Here is a 17,168-nt window from a genome sequence, read left to right as displayed (position 1 = left end):
CCACACCCAGCCGCGCCGGCTTTCCTCCCCGTGAGAGACCTCGTGAGGTCTGGACCAGCGTGCGGGCCGCGCTCGAAGGGGCTCAAGGGATTCCTGTGGCCGGGCCGTGCCAATGCCCCCTTCGGCCAACGGGGTTGAGGACCGCCGTGTCCTCCCACGAGGCCTTTCGCACGGCTGCGGCAAAGCCGGAACACAGGGTTCTCCCAGTGAACCGGGACAGGATCGTCATATGTCTGGCACCCGAAGCGAACGTCTCCACGCCACACGAGCCTCCGGCGACCCCGCCCGCGGCGAACGTGCCGCCGGCCACCGCGTCCCCGGCGACGACGCTCACGTGCGCGACGGTGGCGAGCGCCCCTGTGGCGGAGGTGACGGTGGCGAGCGGCCCCGTGTCGGACGTGACGGCGGCGAGTACCTCCACGGGGATCGCCCCCGCGGCGAGCGGATCCGTGGGGACCGCGTCCGTGTGCTGATCGTCGACGACGAACCCGCACTCACCGAACTCCTGTCGGTGGCCGTCACCGAGGCGGGCTGGCGGCCCTACCCGGTCGCCGACGGGCACAGCGCCCTGCGCGCGGCCCGCGGCTGCGCCCCGCACGCGGTCGTGCTCGACGGGATGCTGCCCGACCTCGACGGAATCCAGGTACTGCGCAGGCTGCGGTACGAGAATCCGAGACTGCCCGTCCTCATGCTGACCGCGCGCGACGCGCTGGAACACCGCATCGACGGACTGTCCTCGGGCGCCGACGACTACGTGACCAAGCCCTTCTCCCTGGAGGAAGTCGTCCTGCGGCTGCGCGGACTGCTGCGCAGGGCCGGCGCCGAACCGCTCCGGGCCGACGAATCCGTCCTGGTGCTCGGTGATCTCGTCCTGAGCGAGGAGACCCGCGAAGTGCGCCGCGACGGTACGCCGATCCAGCTCACCGCCAAGGAGTTCGACCTGCTCGGCCTGCTGCTCGGCCACCCGCGGCAGGTGCTGAGCAAGGCCCAGATCCTCGACCACGTGTGGAGCAGCTCCTTCGACGGCGGCGGCAACCTCGTCGAGGTCTACATCTCCAGCCTGCGCCGGAAGATCGACAAGGGGCGGGCGCCGATGATCCACACCGTACGCGGGGTGGGGTACGCGATCCGCCCGGTGGAGGACGGGAGATGAACCTCCGACAGACCCGGCTCCCCGGAGGCTCCCGGCCCACGGCGCGGTCGGGACGTTCGCTGCGCACGCGGCTGCTGCTCTTCATCAGCGCCACCCTCGTCGCCGTCTGCGCCGCGATGGCCCTCACCACCGTCTTCGCCCAACGCTCCTATCTGCTCGGCAACCTGGACCAGCGCGTCACCGACGCCGCCGAGCGCAGCCAGGGCGGCCTCCAGCGCCGCAGCGGCGACGACACGGACCTGGGGTTCCTCAACGAACGGGGACAGGCCGTCGGCACGCTCGCCGCCCGGTTCGACGAGTACGGGGACATCCTCGCCGCCGAGGTCGTCACCCACGACGGCGGCCAGCAGACCCTCACTGCCGTCCAGCGCGCCGCCCTCGACGGCATCACCACCGACGGCTCCCTGCACACCCGGACCGTCCCTGGCCTCGGCAGCTACCGTGTGACCGCCCTCGGCGGCGACGGCGTACCCGTCCTCACCGGGCTCCCCATGGGCGACGTACAGGACATGATCGGCCGGCTGGTCGCGGTCGAGGGCGTGGTGGCCGCCGTCGGCCTCACCGCCGCGGGCTGCGTCTGCGCGGTCGTCATACGGCGCCAACTGCGCCCCCTCGGGCGGGTCGCCGCCACCGCCGTCGAGGTCTCCCGCTCCCCGCTGGGCCACGGCGAGGTCACCGCCCTGACCCGCGTCCCCGAACGCGACACCGACCCCGGCAGCGAGGCCGGCCAGGTCGGTGCCGCCCTCAACCGCATGATCGACCACGTGGAGTCCTCGCTCGCCGAACGCCAGCGCGGCGAGGAGGAGATGCGCCGCAGCGAGGAACGCATGCGCCGCTTCCTCGCCGACGCCAGCCATGAACTCCGTACACCTCTCGCCTCCATCGCCGGATACGCGGAACTGATGAACCGCGGCACCGAGCGGATCGAACCGACCCTGGCCTGGCGCCGGGTCTCCGCCGAGTCGGCCCGGATGACCGGCCTCGTAGAGGACCTGCTGCTGCTCGCCCGGCTGGACGAGGGCCGGCCGCTGCACGCGGCCGAGGTGGACCTCGCGGCACTGGTCGCCGAGGCGGTGTGGGACGCGCGGGCCGCCGGGGACACCCACAACTGGCAGCTGGCGCTGCTGCTGGACGCCCCGGCCCTGGTCGTCGGCGACGAGGCACGGCTGCACCAGGTGGTGGCCAACCTGTTGGCCAACGCCCGTGTGCACACACCCGTCGGCACGACCGTGATCGCCTCGGTGGAGGCCACGGAAGCGGCCTGCGTGATCCGTGTCCGCGACGACGGTCCCGGCATCCCGCAGCACCTGCTCCCGTCGGTCTTCGAACGCTTCACACGCGGCGATGTCTCGCGCGCCCGCGGCGGCCCCACGGAGGGCGGCTCCGGCCTCGGACTCGCCATCGTCGAGGCGGTCACCGTCGCCCACGGCGGTCGCATCCGCGTGGAGAGCGCCCCGGGCCGTACGGAGTTCACGCTCGAACTGCCCCCGGCCGAAGGCGCCATGACCCCGGACCCGGCATCCGCTCCGGCATCCGCTTCGGCCTGATCCCCAGCACCTTCTTCCCCGCCCCTGTGTACCCACCATGAAGGTCAACGGAATTGTTGACACTTTCTTCGGTGGCGACATACGTTCGCAGGCGTCAGACCGAGGTGCGCGCCATGCGCGGGTGACGCGACAGCGGCCCGCCCCGGCGCCCGGAAGGGAGCGGTTCGTTGTCCTCGCGCCGGCCTTTCCCCCGCCGCACTTCAGGTTCGCCTCAGGTTCCTCCCCCAGAGTCGTGGGCGCCCGGCCGTCCGCCACGGACGTGCCCACGACGAAGGGATCCAGCGACGATGACCGAGCTCGACAATGGAGAGCACGCGGCGCAGTCCGGGACGCCTCCGCAGTCCGGGACGGACTCCCGCGCCCACGCGGACCGGCGCAACTTCATGCGGAGGGTCTTCTTCGCGAGCGGCGCCGCGGCCGTCGCCACGATGGGCGGCGCCGGAGCCTGGACCGCGCTCGCCGACGACACCGCCACCCCCACCGCCGACGCCTCCGCCACACCGAGCGGCGCGCCCAGCGGCGGCCCCAGCGGTGGTCCCGGTGGCGGCGCGGGCGGCCCTGGCAACCAGACCATCACGGAGGACTTCTTCGGCCTCACGACCGACGGTAAGCGGATCGACGACCTGTACGCGATCCACTCCACGGGAGTCGCCACCGCTCCCGTGATCGCCGCCGCGAACGCCTTCCTCGCCGGGCTCACCGACACCCAGAGGACGGCGACGCAGTTCACGGTCCACTCCACCGAGTGGCGCCTGTGGAGCAACATCGACTCGTACGCACGTCAGGGCGTCACCCTCGCCGACATGACGGACGCTCAGAAGGCGCTGGGCACGGCTCTGCTGAAGTCGGCGCTCAGCGCGGACGGCCTGGAGACCACCGAGAAGATCCGCAGGATCAACCAGGCGGCCGGCGAGGCGATCGGCAACACCGCCTCCTTCAACGAGGACGCGTACTACTGGACCCTGATGGGCACCCCGTCGGCCACCGAGCCCTGGGGCTTCCAGTTCGACGGCCACCACCTGGTCATCAACTACTTCGTGCTCGGCGACCAGGTCGTCATGAGCCCCTGCTTCTGGGGCTCGGAGCCGACCTCGATGGAGATCGACGGCGAGACCGTGACGGTCTGCCACGAGGAGGTCGTGGCGAGCCTCGCCTTCGTCAACTCCCTCACGCAGGCGCAGCAGGCGGTCGCCATCGAGTCCGCGACCAAGTCGAACGAGTCGATGAAGGCGGGCGCCTTCTCCGACAACGCCGTGCAGACGTACACCGGCCTGCGCGCCGACGTCCTGAACGGGGCGCAGAAGAAGAAGCTTCTCGGCATCGTCGAGGCCTTCGTCGGCCGCGGGAAGGCCGATGCCGCGAAGGTGCGGATGGCCGAGGTCCGCAAGTACCTCGACCAGACCCATGTGACCTGGGCGGGCGGCACGGCCGACGACTCCGCCTTCTACGTCCGGGTGCACAGCCCGGTCGTCTGGGTCGAGGTCGACTGCCAGGCCCCGGGCCCGCTCGCGGGCGCCTACGGGGCCACGCAGGGCAGCGGCGCGACGCAGAAGCACGTCCACTCCATCATCCGCACGCCCAACGGCAACGACTACGGGAGGGAGCTTCTTCGACAGCACTATCTGACGTCACCCCACCATCGGTGACGTGACCGACTCAGGTGGTTTCTCAGTCATAGGAAAATCGGTACCTGAGTGGTTTCTCCGTCATGGCGAGGGCCGCACCCGATGTCAGGGGGTGCGGCCCTCGTGCGTGAAGCGTTTACAGAGGTGGTGGTGCGCGCTAACGTCCGAATGAGGTGGGAGCGCTCCCATTCGGCGGACCGGAACCCGCCGGGAGTTGCTCCCGCCTCACCTCACCATTCCCGCGCCACCGAGCGAAGGGTCTGTTCGTCATGCCTGAGCCTGTCATGAACGTGACAAGGTCACGATTATCGAGGCCGTCCCGCCACCGCTCCCTCCTCCTCGTCCTCCTCGCCCTCCTCGCCGTCGTCCCCGCCCTCGGCATGGTCGTCACGGCGGGCGGAAGGGCGGCGGCGCACGGCACCCCCATGAAACCCGGCAGCCGTACCTTCCTGTGCTGGCAGGACGGACTGACCGACACCGGTGAGATCAAACCGGTGAACCCGGCCTGCAAGGCGGCCCAGCAGGTGAGCGGCACCACGCCGTTCTACAACTGGTTCTCGGTGCTCCGCTCGGACGGCGCGGGCCGCACCCGCGGCTTCGTCCCCGACGGGGAGCTGTGCAGCGGCGGCAACCCCAACTTCACCGGCTTCAACCTGCCCCGGAGCGACTGGCCGCTCACCCATCTCACCTCGGGTGCCACGGTCGACTTCTCCTACAACGCCTGGGCCGCGCACCCAGGTTGGTTCTACGTCTACGTCACCAAGGACGGCTTCGACCCGACCAAGGCGCTCACCTGGAACGACATGGAGGACCAGCCGTTCCTGACCGTCGACCACCCGCCGCTGGGCGGCAGCCCGGGCACGGTCGAGGCCAACTACTCGTGGACGGGACAGCTTCCCGCGAACAAGTCGGGCCGCCACATCATCTACATGGTCTGGCAGCGCTCGGACAGCGCGGAGACCTTCTACTCCTGCTCGGACGTCGTCTTCGACGGCGGCAACGGCGAGGTGACGGGCATTCACGACCCCGGCAACCCCACCGAACCCCCGCCCGGCGTTTGCTCCGCGACCCGCCGGACGACCAACAGCTGGAACGGCGGTTACCAGTCGGAGGTGACCGTCACCAACACCGGAGACGTGCCGATGCTCGGCTGGATGGTCGACTGGACCCTGCCGGGCGGGCAGTCGGTCGTCAGCCTCTGGAACGGCAACGCGACCTACAGCGGCCAGGACGTGATGGTGCACAACGCCGACTGGAACGGTGCGCTGGATCCCGGGAAGAGCGCGACCTTCGGGTACGTCGTCTCGGGCTCCGGCGGTGATCCCGCGACCGCGCTTCCCTGTCAGGTCGGTTGACCGGCTCTGGGCGGACCGGGTGGGTGGTGTGGAACTCACCCGGTCCGCGAGCCCGGGCGGGCGAGGGGGGTTGCTGCCCGGGTTGGGGGTCCCCCTGCCCGGGCGAAGCCGAGAACTTGGGGGAGCGTGGCTTGTGACGACTTGGGCGTGCGACAACGTTGTCTGATGGTCTGTACATGACTCTACCGCCTCAACCGACAACGATGTCAAGTGAGTTGAGAGGCAGCTGGGGGCGCGTTGCGCCATAGGGGTGTGCGCCGAGCGTGCCGGAGGGTCGCACGCGGTCTTCCGTGATACCCGTGGCGCACGTTACTGTCCCTGCGGCTTGTGCGACCTGTGGTGCGCGACCCGTCCGAAGGAGGAGGGGCCGCGTCATGCGTTTCCGTCCGTCATCCGTCCTGCTCGCCGTCGCTTTGGCGGCCGCCGGGATCACCCCCGCCGTCACCCCGGCGGCGGCCGCCACCGCCGCGCCCGACCTCGTCCGGGACCCCACCACCTACGTCGACCCGCTCATCGGCACCAAGAACGGCGGCAACGTCTTCCCCGGCGCCGTCGTCCCCTTCGGCATGCTCTCCTGGAGCCCCGAGAACACCCGCGGCGACGCCACCCGTACGGCCGCGCCCGGTGGTTACCAGTACGACGCCACCCGTATCAGGGGCTTCAGCCTCACCCACATGTCCGGCACGGGCTGCGCGGGCGGCAGTGGCGACATCCCCTTCTTCCCGTACGCCGGTGAGGTCACGTCCTCCCCGGCGAGCGACACCAAGGACGCGGTGTACGCGGCCGACTTCGCGCACACCGACGAGACCGCCGAGCCCGGCCACTACAAGGTCGGCCTCGCCTCCGGCGTCACCGCCGACCTCACCGCGACCGCACGCACCGGCTCGGGCCGCTTCACCTTCCCCGCCGACAAGCCCGCCTCGCTCCTGGTCCGCAGTGCCAACTCCGAGGTCGGGTCGGCCGATTCGACCCTGAAGATCGACCCGGCGACCCATACGGTCTCCGGGTCCGTCACCTCCGGGAACTTCTGCGGCTACCTCGACCCCGAAGGCCAACGCGCCTACTACACGCTCTACTTCACCGCCCGCTTCGACCGCGACTTCAAGTCGACCGGCACCTGGCAGGACGACAGGCTGAGCCCGGGGTCCACGGAGGCGAGCGGCGGTACCGGCGGCTTCGCGAGCGGCGGCCGTCCCGTCGCGGACAAGGGCGCGGGCGGCTATGTGGAGTTCGAGCCCGGCGCCGACCCCGTGAACGTCAAGGTCGGCATCTCGTACGTCAGCCAGGCGGGCGCCGCCGCCAACCTCGCGGCCGAGAACCCGCCGTCCCACTCCTTCGCCTCCGTCCAGGACGCCGCCCACCGAGCCTGGCGCGACCGGCTCGGCGCGATCAGGGTCGGCGGCGGGAGCGACAGCGACCGCACCACCTTCTACACCGCGCTCTACCACGCCCTTCTGCACCCGAACGTCATCAGTGACGCCGACCGCAGATACCGGGGCCCCGACGACAAGGTCCATGTCGTCGGCCGCGGCCACCGGGCCCAGTACGGCACCTTCTCCGGCTGGGACGTCTACCGCTCCCAGGTCCAGCTGCTGACCCTGCTCAGCCCGGACGCCGGATCCGACATCGCGCAGTCCCTGCTCGAACTCGCCCGGCAGAACGGCGGCGTATGGGACCGCTGGCTGCACGGTGCGAGCGGCACCCACGTCATGAACGGCGACCCGTCCCCGACCGCGCTCGCCGGCATCCGGGCCTTCGGCGGCACCGACTTCGACCTGCGCGGCGCGCTGGACTCGCTGGTCAAGGCGGCGACGGTACCGACCGAGGGCGACCTCTCCTCCTCGGGCAAGCCGGTCCTGTCCGTCGGGCAGCGGCCGTCGCTGGACAAGTACCTCAAGCAGCACTTCATGCCGTCCGTGTCCAACGCCTGGGGCGGCGCCGCCGAGACCCTAGAGATGTCCGGCGCGGACTTCGCGCTCTCCCAGCTCGCCACGGCGGCGGGGAAGAAGCAGACGGCCGCCGACTTCGCCCAGCGCTCCCAGTGGTGGCAGAACAACTTCAACATCGCGGCCGACCCGAGCGGTGGCTACGTCGCGGGTCGCAAGGCGGACGGCAGCTGGGTCACCGGCTTCACCCCGGCGACCGGCAACGGATTCGTGGAGGGTACGGCCGCCCAGTACACCTGGATGGTGCAGCACAACCCGGCCGGGCTCTTCGCCGCGATGGGCGGCCGGAGCAAGGCGCTCGACCGCCTCGACACCTTCTTCCACAACGCCGACGGCAGCTGGGCCTTCACGGGCAACGGCGGCGACAAGTCGGAGCTGGACAACGAGCCCTCGATCAATGTGCCCTACCTGTACGCCTACGCGGGCGCGCCCTACAAGACGCAGGAGACCGTCCGCGCCGCGATGACGGGGTTGTGGTCGACCCAGCCCGGCGGCATCCCCGGGAACGACGACCTGGGGGAGATGTCGTCCTGGTACGTCTTCTCCGCGCTCGGCATGTATCCGCAGGTCCCCTCCCGCGGCGAACTCGTCCTCGCCTCACCGCTGTTCACACGGGTGGAGATCAACCGGCCCGGTGGCAACGACATCGAGATCCGTGCGAACGGCGCCGCCGCCGACGCCCCGTACGTGCAGTCGCTGAAGGTCGACGGCCGTACCAGCGACCGTCCTTGGCTCCCCGCCTCCTTCGTCCGCGACGGCGGCACGCTCGACTACACGCTCTCCGGTACCCCGAACCGCACCTGGGGCAGTGACCCGGCGGCCGCCCCGCCGTCCTTCCGCGAGGGCGAGCAGCCGTACCAGATCGGTGTCGGCCCGACCACGGCGACGCTCGCACCCGGCGGCAGCACGAAGCTCGACATCCGTGCCCTCGCGCTGAGCGGCGGCACCGGCCCCGAGGTCCGCTTCACGGTGGACACCCCGGCCGGCGTGACCGCGACCCCCGCCGAGGGCACCGTGACCGACGGCTCCCAGGAGATCACCCTGTCCGCCGGTGACACCGCCCAGCAGGGCTTCTACGACGTCAAGGTCACCGTGACGTCGGCCGCGACCTCCTACGAGCAGCCGGTGGCCCTGACCGTCGCGGCGCCCGGCTCCCTCCTGGCCGCCTACAACAACACCGGTGTCTCCGACGACACCGGCGACCACGACGAGGCCGACTACGACGGCGGTGGCTGGAGCTACTCCCGTCAGGCCCTCGCCGCCGCCGGCCTGACCCCCGGCGCCCAGGGCACCGTGGACGGCCTCACCTACACCTGGCCCGACTCGCCGACCGGCCGTCCCGACAACGCCTCGGCGACCGCCCAGACCATCGAACTCGCCCACCCGGCCGACCGGTTGTCCTTCATCGGCAGTGCGGTCAACGGCAACCAGCAGACCCACGCGACCGTTACCTACACCGACGGCAGCACGGACTCCGTCGACCTCTCCTTCACCGACTGGACCGTCGGTGGCGGAGGCGGCACCGTCCAGTACGGCAACGAGACCGTCGCCAGGACCGCGTACCGCAATGTCGCGGGCGCCGACAAGGACCCGGTGGCCACGTACATCTTCGCCACCAAGCCCTTCCAGGCCCCGTCCGGCAAGACCGTCAAGAGCGTGCGGCTGCCGGACCACGCGGATCTGCACGTGTTCACCGTCGCGGTGGGCTGAGACCCCGGCCGCACAGCAGGGCGGGCGCGGAGAGTGATCTCCGCGCCCGCCCCGCCTGTGTGAGGGTGTCAGCCCAGCAGTTCCACCTCCGCGAGCGTCGCCTCGCCGTCGAGGACCAGGCGGTAGTGCGCGTACGAGCCCGGATGCGCGACCGAGAACACCCGGGTCTGCTTGTCCCAGGTGAAGGACTCGCCGGAGCGCTTGTCGAGGTCGGCCCACGTGGTGCCGTCGGAGGAGCCCTGCAGGACCCAGCCCCCCGGGGCCTTGGCGTGGTCCGCGGACGAGGTCAGGGTGTACTGAACTCCCTTGGCCGCGGCGGACGTCGGCAGATCGACCGAGGTGACCGTGGCGTCCGTCGCCGAGGTGTTGTCGAAGAGCGCGCCGTCACCCTTGAGGACGTCCGCGCGGGGCGCGGGCACCTTGTCGTCCTGGGTGATCGACACGGGCGCCGCGTCCTTGCCCGTGCCCCACGACGACGGCTTGGAGCCCATGTCGAACTCCAGGACACCACCACGGGAGATGAGCGAGTGGGGGAGCGAAGTCGACGTCCAGCGCTTGCCGTTGAACTTCACGCCCTGCACGTACACGTTCTTCGCGCTGTTCTTCGGCGCCTTGACGACCAGGTCCTTGCCGTTCTCCAGGTGCACGGTCGCCTTGGTGAACAGCGGCGAGCCGATGGCGTATTCGCCGCTGCCCATCACCAGCGGGTAGAAGCCGAGCGAGGAGAAGAGATACCAGGCGGACTGCTCGCCGTTGTCCTCGTCGCCGTGGTAGCCCTGCCCGATCTCGCTGCCGGTGTAGAGGCGGGAGAGGACCTCGCGGACGTTCTTCTGCGTCTTCCAGGGCTGACCCGCCGCGTCGTACATGTAGTTCACGTGATGGGCCACCTGGTTGGAGTGCCCGTACATGCCCATCCGCACGTCACGGGCCTCGGTCATCTCATGGATGACCCCGCCGTAGGAGCCCACGACGTCCGGCGAGGCCGTCTCGGGGGTCGCGAAGTACGCGTCGAGCTTCTGGGCCAGCCCGCTCCGGCCGCCGTACAGGTTGGCGAGGCCCCGTGAGTCCTGCGGCGCGGTGAAGGCGTACCCCCAGCCGTTCGTCTCGGTGTAGTCGTAGCCCCACACACGCGGGTCGTACTTCGAGGAGTCGAGGCGCCAGTTGCCCTGCGCGTCGCGGCCCTGGAAGAACCCGGCCTTCGAGTCGAAGAGGTTCACGTAGTCCTGGGCCCGGTTGAGGAAGTACGCGGACTCCTCCTTGTAGCGCTTCTTGCCGGTCTTCTCGTAGAGGGCCTGGCCCATCTCGGCGATGCCGTAGTCGTTGACGTATCCCTCCATCGCCCACGAGAGGCCCTCGCCGGTGGCGGTGCTGGTGTAGCCGAGGAAGGGGGACGTCGACATGCCCTTGCGGCCCACGCCGGAGGCCGGCGGGACGACGGTCGCGTTCTTCAGGGCGGCGTCGTAGGCCGCCTCCGCGTCGAAGTCCACGCCCTTGACGTACGCGTCCGCGAACGCCACGTCCGAGGAGGTGCCGGTCATCAGGTCCGCGTACCCGGGGGAGGACCAGCGCGAGGTCCAGCCGCCGTCCTTGTACTGCTGCACGAACCCGTCGACCATCTCACCCGCCTGAGAGGGCGTCAGGAAGGAGTACGCCGGCCAGGTCGTCCGATACGTGTCCCAGAAGCCGTTGTTGACGTACACCTTGCCGTCGACGATCTTCGCGCCGGTGTGGGTGGGGGTGTCGGGGCCGGGCATCGCGGAGAACGGCGAGGCGTACTGGTACTTCGAACCGACCTTCTCGAAGCCGGAGTTGGGGTACAGGTACAGCCGGTACATGCTGGAGTACAGCGTGGTCAGCTGGTCAGGCGTCGCGCCCTCGACCTCGACCTTGCCGAACAGCTTGTCCCACGTCTTGCGCGCCCGCTCCTTGACGGTCCCGAACGAGGTGCCGTCGGGGATCTCCTGGCGCAGGTTGTCCTTGGCCTGGTCGATGCTGATGAGGGAGGTCGCCAGGCGCAGGGTGACCGTGTGGTCGGCGCCGGGCTTGAACTTCAGGTACCCCTTGACGCCGGACGAGCCGCCGTCCGTCACCGGCGCGTCGAACACCCCGTAGACGAAGAGCCGGGTCGCACCCGTCGACAGCCCGGACTTCACGTCCGAGTACCCGGTGACGATCCCGTTGTCCTTGTCCAGCGTGAGGCCCGCCTGCTCGGTCACGTTGTCGAAGAGCACGCTCGCGTCCTCACCCGGATAGGTGAAGCGCAGGGCCGCGGCATGGTCGGTGGGCGCCATCTCCGCCTTGAGACCGTTCTCGAAGGTCACCCCGTAGTAGTACGGGCGCGCGGTCTCGTTCTCGTGCCGGAAGGCGAGCGCGCGGGCGGTGCGGCCGGTGTCCGGGGTGCCCGAGGCGGCCGAGGGCATCACCTGGAAGGTCTGCCGGTCACCCATCCAGGGGCTCGGCTCGTGGCTCGCGCTGAACGCCTCGATGGTCGGCAGGTTGTCCGCGTTGTTGGCGCGCGCGTAGTCGTACAGCCAGCTCAGCGAGCCCGCGTTGGTCACCGGCGTCCAGAAGTTGAAGCCGTGGGGCAGGGCCGTCGCCGGGAAGTTGTTGCCGCGCGAGAAGCCCCCGCTGGAGTTGGTGCCGCGGGTCGTCAGCGCGTAGTCGGCCAGATGCGCCTTGGGCTTCTCCGGAGCCACGGTCCTCAGCGCCACGTCGTCCAGCCAGCCGCGGAACTTCGCCGGGCCCTGGGGGGAGTCGTACGCGAGGAGTATCCGGTCGACGGTCTTCCCGGCCGCGGCCGAACCGATCCGCGAGGCGACGTTGTTCCACTGGTTGACGTACAGCACCTTGGCCGCGCCCTGGCCCTGCGGCGTCAGCGCGAACCCGTGCTGGTCGACCGCATTCAGGTCACTCAGATAGGTGCCGTCCGTGAACGCCAGGTCCACCGACACGTTCGTGGCGTCGTAGTCCCGGTCGCCGTCCGCCATCGAGGGGAAGATCCGGTACGACAGCTCGGTGTCGCGCCCGACGCCCACGTTCACGTCGAAGACCTTGTTGTACGAGTACGCCCGGCCGTCCGCCTTGTGCGTACCGGCGTAGCGCAGGGCCCGCTTGCCCGTGAAGCCCGCACCGGCCTTCGCGGTGGGGGAGCCGCTCGGTCCCCGGTCCACCAGCGAGAGCATGTCCTTGGGCGTCGGGTCGTCGCTCTTCCCCGTGGAGAACTGGACGTCGGCGAGCTGGAGGATGTCGCCGCCGTTGTTCTTGGTGACGTCGAGCCGGAAATGCTGGTACTCGACGGGGCTCGCGATGTCGTACGACTTCGTCTGGAACCGCTCGCCGAAGGACTCGCCGGAACGGGTGTCGAGGGTCTTCCAGTCCTTGCCGTCCGTGGAGCCCTGGAGGGTCCAGTCCTGGGGGTCGCGCTCGTCGTGGTCGTTGGCCGACGTCAGCGCGTACGTGACGACCTTGACCGGGGCGTCGAAGTCGAACTCCGCCCAGCCGGTCGGCTCGAAGGTCAGCCACTTGGTGCTCGACTCGTCGTCGACGAGGTTCTCCTTCACCTCGCCGCCACCGGTGTTCTCGCCGCTCGCGCGGACGTCGGTGACGTGGTCGGTGACATTGCCGGGGATGCCGCTGCTGTAGCCGCCGTCGACACCCGACGCACGCTTTGCGCCGTCTGCTCCGGTGTCCACCGTGTTGAGCCAGGTCGGTGCCGGATCGCCTGATTCGAACGAGGAGGCGAACTCGCGATCGGTGGACGCCGTTTGGGCCGGAAGGGCAATCGCGGTGCCCTGCGAGGCCACTACCAGGGAAAGCGCTACCACCCCCATTATCGTTGAGGAACCCCATCTGAGCCGAGCCGAAGAACTCCGTCTGTACCGAGCTCTGTCCTGCATGCGCGAGCACCCTCCCTGGCCTTGGACAACGTTGTCAGATTAGCTGCGCAAGGACCAGTAGGGAGTCAAGTTGTCAGTGGTGTCAAGGGTGTTGGATGTGGCGTCCGGGATGAATATCGTGCGACGAGCTGCGCATTACTCCCATGGTGGGAGATTGGTGCCCTGTCGATCTTCCCCCGGGGAAGTCGCGGACGCCCCACATTTCCGCGAGGTCTCAACTCGGAAAAGACCCGCGGGTAAACCCGCTTTCGATCTTGCTCCGCTGACGGGAAGTGGACTATACCTGTCGGCACCCGCCCAGCCGTTCGACGGCCGCGGGCAGGCACGTCCCGGGGGGAATCGGGCGTCGGCGGCCAGTGTGACGGGCAGGGATCGCCGCGTTGACCGACTGAATCCCTCACGCACGACCCCAGCTTGACCTAACCGCGGTGCCGGGGAGGATCCGGTTCACCGCCTGAGTCCTGGAGAAGGCGAGGACTTGAGCATGGGATCCACTTCCGCCGAGAACAGCAACACCGAGGGTGTCGGCCGCCGTGACCTGATCAAGCGGTCCGCGGCACTCGGCCTGATTTCCGTACCGACGATGAGCTTTTTGTCCGCTTGTGCGAGCAGCGACAGCGGCTCCGGTGACAAGGCCAAGGCCGGCAAGAAGACCACGAAGAACCCGCTGGGCGTCAACGAGACGGCCCCGCTCGCCGTCGTCATCTTCGACGGCGGATTCGGTACGAAGTACGCGACCGACGCCAACGCCCTGTACAAGACGGCCTACCCGAAGGCCAAGGTCAACTTCCATGCCACCCAGAAGATCCAGTCCGAACTGCAGCCCAAGTTCAACGGCGGCACCCCGCCGGACCTGATCGACAACTCCGGCGCCCAGCAGATGGACATGGGCGTGCTCGTCGGCAAGAAGCAGCTCACCGACCTGACCCCGCTCCTCGACGCGCCGTCCATCGACGACCCGTCGAAGAAGGTCCGCGACACGCTGCGTCCCGGCATCGTGGAGATGGGCCAGTTCGACGGCGCGCCGGTCTGGATCATGTACTACGCGTACACCGTCTACGGCGTCTGGTACTCGCAGACCGCCCTCGACAAGCTCGACGCGACGTACCCCGAGACCTGGGACGCGATGCTCGCGCTGTGCGAGAAGGCGAAGAAGAAGGGCATGGCCGGCTGGACGTACGCGGGCAAGTACCCGTACTACCTGCCGTTCTCGCTCTACCCCTTCATCGCCAAGATCGGCGGCCGGGAGGTTCTCGACAAGATCGACAACCTGGAGCCCAACGCCTGGAAGGACCCGGCCGTCAAGTCGGCGTTCGAGGCGTACTACGAGCTCTACAAGAAGGGTTACATCCTCCAGGGCACCCCGGGCATCGACCACATCCAGTCGCAGACCGCCTGGGCCAAGGGCAAGGCGCTCTTCATCCCGAACGGCTCCTGGGTGGAGAACGAGTCCGCGAACGTCATCCCGAAGGACTTCAACCTGGCCGTCAGTGGCCCGACCGGTCTGGACAGCTCCGACAAGATGCCGTTCGGCACCATCTGGGCCTCCGGCGGCGAGCCCTTCATCGTGCCGGCCAAGGCGAACAACCCCGAGGGAGGCATGGAGCAGCTGCGCATCATGCTCAGCGAGGCCTCGTCGAAGAACTTCACCAGCCAGGTGAAGTCGCTGACCGCCTACAACGGCGGTACCGACGGCATCACGCTGACCCCGGGCCTCAAGTCCGGTGTCGCGGCCCTGGAGAAGGCCGGGACCAACGTGGTCAACCCGCGGCTCCAGGACTGGTACGTGAAGCTTCAGAAGGAGCAGATCGGTGTCGCCGGTCTCGGCGAGATGATGGCAGGGCGGCTGACCCCGGCCGAGGCCATCAAGAAGATCCAGGGCTACGCGGACGCGGCGGCCAAGGACCAGTCCATCAAGCACTACAAGCACCAGTAGCGGCGCGTGTCCACGCGTCGCCGGCGGTGGCATCCGCGATTCGATCGGGGTCGGTAACCATGCAACACGGCAAGTACCGGTTCATCGTGGGGTTCTTGGTGGCCCCCTTGGCGTTGTACGCGATCTTCGTGATCTGGCCCTTCGTCCAGGCCATCTACTACTCGTTCACGGACTGGACCGGTCTGAGCCCCGACTTCAAGATGGTCGGTTTCGCCAACTACACCAGAATGCTGCACGACGACATCTTCTGGAAGTCGTTGCAGCACAGTCTGCTGTTCGCGTTGCTGCTGCCGCTGGTGACGCTGGGCCTCGCGCTCTTCTTCGCCTTCATGCTCAATGTCGGTGGGCGGCGCCGAAAAGGCGCCGCCATCACCGGAGTGCGCGGTTCGGGTTTCTACAAAATCGCCTACTTCTTCCCGCAGGTGCTGTCGATCGCGATCGTCTCCCTGCTTTTCCAATTCGCCTACAACCCCAACGACGGCGTCATCAACGGGACGTTGAAGGCCATCGGCCTCGGCAGTGTCCAGCCGGACTGGCTGGGCGACCCGAACCTCGCCCTGTGGTGTGTGATGGCGGTGCTGCTGTGGAGCACGGTCGGGTTCTTCGTCGTGCTGTTCTCGGCGGGCATGGCGTCGATTCCGAAGGACTTCTACGAGGCCGCGCTGCTCGACGGCGCGAGCCGCGCCACCACCTTCTTCAAGATCACCCTTCCGCTGCTCTGGGACACCGTGCAGTCGGGATGGGTGTACATGGGGATCCTGGCGCTCGGTGCCGAGGCGTTCGCCGCCGTACAGATCATGACCGTGGGTCCCGGCGGCCCCGACTACTCGACCACGGTCCTTCCGCTGTACGTGTACCAATCGGCGTTCCGTGACGCGAACGCCGCCTACGCCACCACGATCGGTGTCGCGCTGCTCATCGTCACGCTGCTGTTCGCGGCGATCGTGATGCGACTGGGCCGGCGCGAGCGGTTGGAGTTCTAGCATGAAGACCACTGACACCCCGCCGCCCCTGGAACCGGTCGAGGACCGTCCTCAGGTGGCCAAGGAGAAGGCGCCGCCGGAAAAGGCGAAGAGCAGTGAGGGCGGCATCCTCAACGCCTTCTCGCACGGCATTCTCATCATCTGGGCGATCATGGTCGTACTGCCCCTGCTGTGGGCGGTGATGACGTCCTTCAAGGACGACGACTCCATTTTCAGCTCGCCCTGGTCGCTGCCGGACAAACTGCACTTCGACAACTGGTCGCGCGCGTGGTCGCAGGCCCACATGAGCGACTACTTCGGCAACACGCTCATCGTGGTGGGATTCTCGCTGCTCGGTACGCTCGTGCTCGGCTCGATGGCGGCGTACGTCCTCGCTCGATTCGAGTTTCCGGGCAACCGATTCATTTACTTCCTCTTCGTCGGAGGAATGAGTTTCCCGATCATGCTGGCCCTGGTTCCGTTGTTCTACGTCCTGAACAACATGAGTCTGCTGAACACGCTGCCGGGTCTGATCCTCGTCTACATCGCCTACTCGCTGCCGTTCACGGTCTTCTTCTTGACCTCGTTCTTCAGGACGCTCCCGACCTCGATCGCAGAGGCGGCGTTCGTGGACGGCGCCTCGCACACCAGGACCTTCTTCCAGATCATGCTGCCGATGGCCAAGCCGGGTCTGGTCAGCGTCGGGATCTTCAACTTCCTGGGCCAGTGGAACCAGTACATGCTCCCCACCGTGCTGAACACCGACCCCGACAAGAAGGTCCTCTCCCAGGGCCTCGTCGAGCTGGCGACCAGTCAGGGCTACAAGGGCGACTGGTCGGGCCTCTTCGCGGGCCTGGTGATGGCCATGCTCCCGGTGCTGGCCGCGTACATCATCTTCCAGCGACAGGTGGTCCAGGGGCTGACGGCGGGGGCTCTCAAGTAGGCCGAGCCCGGTAACGGCCGAATCCGTCGAACACCGAGAACTCCCTGGAGTACGTAATCCCCTCCGAACAACGCGGAGGGGATTACGCGTACTCG

9 protein-coding genes are annotated in these 17,168 nt (G+C 68.6%); 8 read left to right on the top strand and 1 reads right to left on the bottom strand.

The window, feature by feature from the left end:
• Positions 1-466: 466 nt before the first annotated feature.
• The 5 genes from ACZ7M2_RS40865 (at position 467) to ACZ7M2_RS40845 (ending at position 9,336) form a co-directional block, all read left to right on the top strand.
• Positions 467-1,153 carry a response regulator transcription factor gene (locus ACZ7M2_RS40865; RefSeq protein ID WP_471599644.1) on the top strand — a complete coding sequence of 229 codons (687 nt, stop codon included), beginning with the start codon at positions 467-469 and terminating at the stop codon, positions 1,151-1,153.
• Complete coding sequence (locus ACZ7M2_RS40860) at positions 1,150-2,700, top strand: sensor histidine kinase (RefSeq protein WP_471599629.1); 1,551 nt, start codon at positions 1,150-1,152, stop codon at positions 2,698-2,700. The genes ACZ7M2_RS40865 and ACZ7M2_RS40860 overlap by 4 nt, the downstream gene beginning before the upstream one ends.
• A gap of 287 nt (positions 2,701-2,987) precedes the next feature.
• Positions 2,988-4,346, top strand: coding sequence for a DUF3500 domain-containing protein (locus ACZ7M2_RS40855; protein WP_471599628.1), 1,359 nt, complete (start codon positions 2,988-2,990; stop codon positions 4,344-4,346).
• Positions 4,347-4,594: 248 nt separating this feature from the next.
• Positions 4,595-5,680, top strand: a complete 1,086-nt coding sequence (locus ACZ7M2_RS40850) for a lytic polysaccharide monooxygenase auxiliary activity family 9 protein (protein WP_471599627.1) — start codon at positions 4,595-4,597, stop codon at positions 5,678-5,680.
• 374 nt (positions 5,681-6,054) lie between these two features.
• Positions 6,055-9,336, top strand: a complete 3,282-nt coding sequence (locus ACZ7M2_RS40845; RefSeq protein WP_471599626.1) for a GH92 family glycosyl hydrolase — start codon at positions 6,055-6,057, stop codon at positions 9,334-9,336.
• 68 nt (positions 9,337-9,404) lie between these two features.
• On the opposite strand, the gene ACZ7M2_RS40840 is transcribed toward ACZ7M2_RS40845, so the two are convergent.
• Complete coding sequence (locus ACZ7M2_RS40840) at positions 9,405-13,166, bottom strand: GH92 family glycosyl hydrolase (protein ID WP_471599625.1); 3,762 nt, start codon at positions 13,164-13,166, stop codon at positions 9,405-9,407.
• A 550-nt stretch (positions 13,167-13,716) separates the two neighbouring features.
• Here ACZ7M2_RS40840 and ngcE point away from each other — a divergent pair.
• The 3 genes from ngcE to ACZ7M2_RS40825 are packed head-to-tail and all read left to right on the top strand — an operon-like array spanning position 13,717 to position 17,073.
• Complete coding sequence (gene ngcE / locus ACZ7M2_RS40835) at positions 13,717-15,168, top strand: N-acetylglucosamine/diacetylchitobiose ABC transporter substrate-binding protein (RefSeq protein WP_471599624.1); 1,452 nt, start codon at positions 13,717-13,719, stop codon at positions 15,166-15,168.
• Positions 15,169-15,227: 59 nt separating this feature from the next.
• Complete coding sequence (locus ACZ7M2_RS40830; protein ID WP_067375431.1) at positions 15,228-16,151, top strand: carbohydrate ABC transporter permease; 924 nt, start codon at positions 15,228-15,230, stop codon at positions 16,149-16,151.
• Between the two features lies 1 nt (position 16,152).
• Positions 16,153-17,073: a carbohydrate ABC transporter permease gene (locus tag ACZ7M2_RS40825; RefSeq protein WP_352048042.1), complete on the top strand. Its 921-nt coding sequence runs from the start codon at positions 16,153-16,155 to the stop codon at positions 17,071-17,073.
• Positions 17,074-17,168: the final 95 nt, after the last annotated feature.

The organism is Streptomyces sp. NPDC111507 (assembly GCF_055638955.1).
The sequence above is the reverse complement of the archived record's forward strand: the minus strand, read 5'-3'. Positions and strand labels throughout refer to the sequence as shown.

Excerpts from the sequence above, each read along its gene's own strand:
- ACZ7M2_RS40845 (WP_471599626.1), top strand. The coding sequence starts at position 6,055 with ATGCGTTTCCGTCCGTCATCCGTCCTGCTCGCCGTCGCTTTGGCGGCC.
- ACZ7M2_RS40825 (WP_352048042.1), top strand. The coding sequence starts at position 16,153 with ATGAAGACCACTGACACCCCGCCGCCCCTGGAACCGGTCGAGGACCGT.
- ACZ7M2_RS40840 (WP_471599625.1), bottom strand. The coding sequence starts at position 13,166 with ATGGGGGTGGTAGCGCTTTCCCTGGTAGTGGCCTCGCAGGGCACCGCG.
- ngcE (WP_471599624.1), top strand. The coding sequence starts at position 13,717 with ATGGGATCCACTTCCGCCGAGAACAGCAACACCGAGGGTGTCGGCCGC.
- ACZ7M2_RS40855 (WP_471599628.1), top strand. The coding sequence starts at position 2,988 with ATGACCGAGCTCGACAATGGAGAGCACGCGGCGCAGTCCGGGACGCCT.
- ACZ7M2_RS40850 (WP_471599627.1), top strand. The coding sequence starts at position 4,595 with ATGCCTGAGCCTGTCATGAACGTGACAAGGTCACGATTATCGAGGCCG.
- ACZ7M2_RS40830 (WP_067375431.1), top strand. The coding sequence starts at position 15,228 with ATGCAACACGGCAAGTACCGGTTCATCGTGGGGTTCTTGGTGGCCCCC.
- ACZ7M2_RS40860 (WP_471599629.1), top strand. The coding sequence starts at position 1,150 with ATGAACCTCCGACAGACCCGGCTCCCCGGAGGCTCCCGGCCCACGGCG.